We start from the raw sequence: 5,703 nt of genomic DNA, 5'->3' as shown, positions 1-5,703 counted from the left end.
GATCTACGGCCTGTGGGTTTCGCTGCATGGGTCCATTCTCCCGCTTTGACCACCACCAGCAGGGAGAGCCTCGATCCATTCTCTACTGCGCCCAGAGCCTCTCGTGCTGTGTCGTGGAGTGCTTTGGCGATACCGGTGTGATCGAGTCGCAGGGCAGGCGTCTGGCCTTCCTGAGCACCACGCGTGCGCTGACGCTGCTGGACCTGCAGGGCAATGGCGCGATGCTTGCCGGCAGTGTGGCGGCCCTGGCTGCCACCGCTGACCGGAAACTCAGCCAGGCCTGGTCTTGCTATTTCTACGAGACCCTGCCGGTTGATGGGATTCTCTACAGCAACGCCCACAACGGTGAACCGGCGATCGCGCTCTATGAGCGCGCCGAGCCTGCCATCCAGTGCCTGGAGGATCATCCCCTGGGCGATCCGCGTCTGCGTGGCCACCTGCTGCAGGTGGCCGTTGACCACGCGTTGATCCTGGCCGCGTCTGTCGTCTGAATCGGACACCAGTGTCAGGGCTGCAGATCACCGCCGGAGGGATAGCCCATGCATGCTGAGACAATGGGCGAGCTCAATCCCAACCCCGATGCGGTGCCGATGGAGACGATTCCCAACGGGCTGAACACCGATCAGATCCCAATCTCGCAGCTGCCCGTGGGCGACCTGCTGATTCCTCCCTGCCCAGGGCGACGGGGCCAGGCCCTGCTGCAGGCCCTGGAAGGCTTTGAGGAGGAGTTCCTTGCGGCGCTCGAGCGGGAGCGAGCCCTTACCACCAACCTTCGGGAGTTCAGCCGGATGGAGGACCTCCAGCTGCAGATCAGCCTGACAGACGGTGCCTGACGGCTCAGGCCAGCCATCCCCTCGGCTGTGAATCAGCCATCGCTACCCAGCAGGACGCGCCGGGCCGAGCCGCTCAGCTGCATCCAGGCTGTGGATGATCAGCCTCAGACATCAGGGAAGATCGACGAGGCATGGGCAGATCCGGGTCGTAGATCGTGCGTTCTCTACGGCTCCAGGTGAGGATGCCCCTGAGGCCGCGAAAGCGTTGCATCTCAGCTCCAGCCCAGGCCTCTGCATCCTCCTGGCTTTCCAGATGGCAGGTCGGCACTGGAATCGTTCTGCCAATTCCAGGCATGAAGCGAACGCTGAGAAACGGATCGATGGGTTCATTCGCCCTGGCTTCCCAGGCGAGTCGAGCTTCCTCCATGCGACGTTCATCCTCCGCCTGATCCAGCTCCACACACCGGCGCAGCTCCACAGGATCCGGCTGGAGTTCACCCATGAGCTTCTGCAGCCAGTGATCCCTGAGCGGTTCCCCCAGCTTAAAGGAGCGGATCAGGCTGCCGACCTTGGAGACGTTGCTGGCACCGAGGAGGGCCGCCAGCTGGGCGGGCCGCAGGCCGCGCTGCTGGCGCAGGGCGGAGAGATAGCGCGAGAGGTGGCTGCGGCGGCGAACAAAGGAGGACATGGTGACGATGAAATGGCATTGCTGCCCATCAGGACTCAAGGGTCTGTGCGGCTGGTAGAGCGTTCCTCTGGTTGCCATGGGGAGATGACCTGGCCGTCACAGGCCAGACAGGGCCGCATCCAGCCCCTCAACCACGGCCGCCAGGAACGGCAGGTCCAGCGTCTCCACCGTGTCGGTGGGCTGGTGGTAGTGGGGATTGCGCAGAAACGAGGTGTCGGTGACCATCACGGCGTTGTAGCCCGCATCCCAGAAGGGGCTGTGGTCGCTCAGGCGTACATCCGGCAGCAGGCGCCCGTGGAAGGGCACCGGCAGCACCTTGGTCTTCACATGGGCGCCCATCGAGCGGGCCAGAGCTGGCAGCAGGGGGGCTACGCCGGTGTTGCCCACCAGGGCGATGAAATCGCCGCGATTGCCATAGACCGCCTGCATACCCGCCAGCGGGTAACTCTGGGCTTCGTCGGTGTAGCCGAGCATCTCCAGGCTGAGCATCAGCTGCAGCGGCTGACCGCTGGCCTTGAGCTCCCGAGCCAGGGCCCGGCTGCCCAGCATGCCCCACTCCTCCTGGTCAAAGGCGACGATCCATACCGGACGTCGGTGCGGGGCCTCAGACCAGCGGCGGGCCAGCTCCAGCAACGCCACCAGCCCCGTGGCGTTGTCGTCGGCGCCGGGGGAACCGAGCGGGCCGTCGTAGTGGGCCGCCACCAACAGCGGCGCCAGCTCCGGCTTCTGGCCCGGCAGGCGCAGGATCAGATTGACGCCCTCGCCGGCGCCCTCATTGAAGCGGTGGCGCTCCACGGCCCCCAGCGCACTGAGCTGCTCCATCAGCAGCTCACGCACCGCCAGCAGACCGAGTGGATCCCAGCGGGCATGGCGCGGCCGCGCCAGCGGCTCCAGCTGGGAGAGCAGCCGCATCTGCAGGTCGTGGTGGCGAGAGGGCCCTGAGGCGGGGGATGTCAGGGGCATGGGGCTTCTCGAAACGGCTAATCACTGGATCTCCCCAGGCTGCAGGGTTGGCCTGGGAGACGCCGCCGTGATCGCGCGAACAACGGGTCCATGGGCCTGGTGATTCGCACGAGATGCCGAATCTGCTGCCGTTACCGCCGTGAGCATGCAGATCCCACGCGATACACCCCATGCCCTTCCAGGACGCCGCCGCCGAACGCCGCAAGCAGCTGGCCGCCCAGCTGCTACGGATGGTCACTCAGAGGGGGCGATCCGCCCCGGCGATGCGCGAGGCAGCGACGAAGTAGCGATCACGCAGAACGCGGCGTGATCCTCCCCCCTGAAAGGCTGGCGGTGCGGGGGCGCCAACGATTTCAAACATCTGCTCATGGGCCATCCCAGCCTTCAACCTGCCGGCATTCGCAGCTGTCACCAGGCAGCCCGGATCAGGGATCACAGAGAACAACAAGGCCATGATGGCCAGAGCCGCGAAGCTCACCCGCACCATCAGGATCGGAAGAAGACAGCCCATCTGCTCTCCGGAGGTCTGACGCCAGGGCCAGTCCGCTGATGGCAATCAGGTTGGCGAGCAGAAACCAGGTGCCTTCTGCAAAGACGTTGAGGCGGTGCCGCAGCTCCGCCTGCTTCGAGCGTTGCTCCACTGCCTGGATCAAGGCGGCGTAATCAGGGATGAGGGCCACCCCAAACAGCACGGAGAGCGAAGCTCCGTACACAACAAGCAGGCGTGGCACAAGGCGCTTCATCGAGTGACGTCGGGATGACTGCAATCAGCCTGCACCTCCTCCTCTAGCTGGGCCAGAAGTGCTGTGGCGTCAGGACTGGAGTTGCGGGCGTAGGCCAGGTGTGAGCGGCTGAGGTTGCAGGTGGTGGTGGCCGCATCAGGCGCCAGTTGCTCCGTGAAGAAGTCCAGGTGAGCCTGGGCGTAGTCACTGCACTGGGTGGTGTCGCTGATGCTGCCGTCGCGGATGCCGCGCCAACAGGAAGCGACCGCCGACTGCTCCTGATGGTCCTGCCCGAAGCCATCCGGCTCCGAGGGAGAGGTGAGCAGCAGCCAGACAAACCAGGCCACCGCAACGAAGACAGAAAAGCCGGCCGCAGCAGCCAAGGCCACGACCAGCTTGAGCCATGGTTTCATCAGCTGTTCTGGTGCTTGACCAGGCAGTAACGCTCATCAAAGCGCTGCACGGCATAGCGCGCCTGTGCTGCAGGCATCATCGACTGAGCCATCGCCAGCGCGGCCGCCTGGTTGAGGCAGGCGGCATCCGCCACACCGAAGAGCGCATGGGTGAGTGGGTTGTTCCTGACGGTGTCGTAGTCGATACCGGCCTTCAGTTCGGTGTTGAGCGTATGGATCCAGCTGCGGCGGGCGATCTCGCTGTTGCCGTTGGCACGGCTGGCGAGAGGAACGGCCATAAGGCCGACCGACAGACCTGCAGCTGCTGCTGGGAGCATGGTCCTGAGCTTCATGGGAGTAGGCCGGTGGGCCATGGCAGGGAGGCCAGCCCAAGCTGACGGCTCAGAGCGCCAACCAGATCCCATCTCCTGCGAAGGACGAATGCGGGAGTCGGTGGGAATGCTGACGACAGCACGGCAGCCTCCATGGAGACACACCCCCATTCCCTGATCGTGGTTTACCGGGAAGCCCTGGCATCGCGTCACTACGCCCGGCGGACCATCGGGACCTACGAACGCTGGCTGCGGCGCTTCCTGCGCTTTCACAAGCTGCGGCACCCGCGGGAGATGGGCAGCCTGGAGATCAATGCCTTCCTCACGCATCTCGCGGTAAACGAGCAGGTGAGTGCGTCCACACAGAACCAGGCCTTAGCAGCACTCCTATTCCTCTACAAGCGTGTTCTGGAGATCAACCCCGGCGATCTTGATGGGGTCGTACGAGCGCGCCGGCCCAAGCGCCTACCGGTTGTGCTGAGTGTGATGGAGGTGCGTGCGGTGCTGCAGCAGATGGAGGGGCCAGCCGCTCTAGTGTGCGGCCTTCTGTATGGGGGTGGGCTGCGGCTGATGGAAGCCCTACGCCTGCGCGTGCAGGATCTGGACTTTGCGGGACATCAGCTGATCATCCGCGGGGGCAAGGGAAACAAGGACCGGGTCACGGTGTTCCCCCAGAACCTGATGGAGCCGCTCCAGATCCATCTGCAGGGCGTGAAGCGACTGCATCGGCTGGATCTGGCCGCTGGCTGGGGACAGGTGCCCCTGCCGGGCGCACTGGAGCGGAAGTACACCTCAGCCTCACGTGAGTGGATCTGGCAGTGGGTGTTCCCGCAGGTGACACGTTGGCGGAACCGCGACACTAATGAACAGGGGCGTCACCACCTGGATCCCTCGGTGATCCAGAGATCGGTGCATGCCGCTGTACGCGCTGCAGGGATCAGCAAGCCAGCGAGTTGCCATACCTTCCGCCATTGCTTTGCCACGCACCTCTTGGAGCGGGGCTCCGACATCCGTACAATCCAGGAGCTGCTCGGCCACAGTGACGTGAAGACCACGATGATCTACACGCATGTGCTCAATCGGGGCCCTGCTGGCGTGACCAGCCCTGCGGATCTCCTCTAAGCCATGTTCTGCGGGTCCGCAGAACATCCTGGATGCAGGCGAAAAGCCCTCCGCTGACTGAGTGGGCGGAGGGCACGGGAGGCGCCATCGGGACCCAGAAGAGATTTCAAGGGCCTTACGAAGACGTTCTAACTGGCGTTAGACTTACACCCAGAGAGAGCTTAATCACATGACGCCAATAGTGCTTCAGCTACAACAAGAATCACTAGATCGGTCAGTTTCTGTGACTGACCTATTGCGGAATAGTTTAGTTATCGCGCGAAAGCTTAAACTCAGTGAATTCGAGTCATGGATCAATTCGGAACTTAGTGGGTATGGCCCTCAGGAAAAAGTACCTGAGTACCGAAAGGTTAAGGGTTCGGTGAGGTTTTGGAATCCATACCATGGTTGGTGCCCAGTTATCTTCCAAGACTCATCAGAGGGAGAGGCGCACTCCTTCAGAAATATTGGACAGTCGATCGCAGAACTTGAGAACATTGCATACGACAAGGAGGCCACTTCTGGGCATATTCCATTCCCTCAAGAAACTGAGCGTCAGCTTTGTAAGAGTTTAGACGCCGGTCTCGAGACAAAGATCTCACTGATTTGTCCAAACGCGGAACTGATCAGAATTGGGCCGCGTCCCTTCGCGTGGTGTAAATCCCGAGGCCCGAATGCCCTGATCAGAGGTTGAACAAGGTGGAATGACGAGCTGTCATTCCGGAGGTGCGG

At 62.9% G+C, this 5,703-nt stretch carries 9 protein-coding genes; 4 read left to right on the top strand and 5 right to left on the bottom strand.

Annotated features, from left to right (window positions below; all coding sequences use genetic code 11):
• Positions 1-491, top strand: a 491-nt coding sequence (locus tag CJZ98_RS16985) for an RES domain-containing protein (RefSeq protein WP_232756577.1), incomplete at its 5' end; no start/stop codon positions are given.
• Between the two features lie 48 nt (positions 492-539).
• Positions 540-833 carry a hypothetical protein gene (locus CJZ98_RS16980; RefSeq protein ID WP_157911065.1) on the top strand — a complete coding sequence of 98 codons (294 nt, stop codon included), beginning with the start codon at positions 540-542 and terminating at the stop codon, positions 831-833.
• A gap of 73 nt (positions 834-906) precedes the next feature.
• Here CJZ98_RS16980 and CJZ98_RS16975 read toward each other — a convergent pair whose 3' ends face one another.
• The 5 genes from CJZ98_RS16975 to CJZ98_RS16955 form a co-directional block, all read right to left on the bottom strand.
• Complete coding sequence (locus tag CJZ98_RS16975; RefSeq protein ID WP_094592296.1) at positions 907-1,461, bottom strand: hypothetical protein; 555 nt, start codon at positions 1,459-1,461, stop codon at positions 907-909.
• 96 nt (positions 1,462-1,557) lie between these two features.
• A complete protein-coding gene (locus tag CJZ98_RS16970) occupies positions 1,558-2,424 on the bottom strand; it encodes a M20/M25/M40 family metallo-hydrolase (protein ID WP_094592295.1) in 867 nt (288 codons plus the stop codon).
• A gap of 425 nt (positions 2,425-2,849) precedes the next feature.
• Positions 2,850-3,167, bottom strand: a complete 318-nt coding sequence (locus CJZ98_RS16965; RefSeq protein WP_094592294.1) for a hypothetical protein — start codon at positions 3,165-3,167, stop codon at positions 2,850-2,852.
• Positions 3,164-3,529, bottom strand: a complete 366-nt coding sequence (locus CJZ98_RS16960) for a hypothetical protein (RefSeq protein ID WP_232756576.1) — start codon at positions 3,527-3,529, stop codon at positions 3,164-3,166. Before CJZ98_RS16960 ends, CJZ98_RS16965 begins: the two co-directional genes overlap by 4 nt.
• A 29-nt stretch (positions 3,530-3,558) precedes the next feature.
• Entirely contained in the window at positions 3,559-3,891 is a 333-nt protein-coding gene (locus CJZ98_RS16955) for a hypothetical protein (protein ID WP_198537931.1), read from the bottom strand.
• A 132-nt stretch (positions 3,892-4,023) separates the two neighbouring features.
• Between CJZ98_RS16955 and CJZ98_RS16950 the strand changes: the two genes are divergently transcribed.
• Together CJZ98_RS16950 and CJZ98_RS19605 are read left to right on the top strand one after the other, a co-directional pair.
• A complete protein-coding gene (locus CJZ98_RS16950; protein ID WP_094592291.1) occupies positions 4,024-4,992 on the top strand; it encodes an integron integrase in 969 nt (322 codons plus the stop codon).
• Between the two features lie 169 nt (positions 4,993-5,161).
• Entirely contained in the window at positions 5,162-5,665 is a 504-nt protein-coding gene (locus tag CJZ98_RS19605) for an AbiTii domain-containing protein (protein ID WP_157911064.1), read from the top strand.
• The last annotated feature ends 38 nt before the right edge of the window (positions 5,666-5,703 follow it).

Source organism: Vulcanococcus limneticus LL (genome assembly GCF_002252705.1).
In the GTDB taxonomy this organism is placed as follows: domain Bacteria; phylum Cyanobacteriota; class Cyanobacteriia; order PCC-6307; family Cyanobiaceae; genus Vulcanococcus; species Vulcanococcus limneticus.
This window is presented reverse-complemented; position numbering and strand designations above follow the sequence as displayed.

What these genes read in the sequence shown, in the direction of transcription:
- CJZ98_RS16980 (WP_157911065.1), top strand. Translation starts at nt 540, where the DNA reads ATGCATGCTGAGACAATGGGCGAGCTCAATCCCAACCCCGATGCGGTG.
- CJZ98_RS16975 (WP_094592296.1), bottom strand. Translation starts at nt 1,461, where the DNA reads ATGTCCTCCTTTGTTCGCCGCCGCAGCCACCTCTCGCGCTATCTCTCC.
- CJZ98_RS16970 (WP_094592295.1), bottom strand. Translation starts at nt 2,424, where the DNA reads ATGCCCCTGACATCCCCCGCCTCAGGGCCCTCTCGCCACCACGACCTG.
- CJZ98_RS16965 (WP_094592294.1), bottom strand. Translation starts at nt 3,167, where the DNA reads ATGAAGCGCCTTGTGCCACGCCTGCTTGTTGTGTACGGAGCTTCGCTC.
- CJZ98_RS16955 (WP_198537931.1), bottom strand. Translation starts at nt 3,891, where the DNA reads ATGAAGCTCAGGACCATGCTCCCAGCAGCAGCTGCAGGTCTGTCGGTC.
- CJZ98_RS16950 (WP_094592291.1), top strand. Translation starts at nt 4,024, where the DNA reads ATGGAGACACACCCCCATTCCCTGATCGTGGTTTACCGGGAAGCCCTG.
- CJZ98_RS19605 (WP_157911064.1), top strand. Translation starts at nt 5,162, where the DNA reads ATGACGCCAATAGTGCTTCAGCTACAACAAGAATCACTAGATCGGTCA.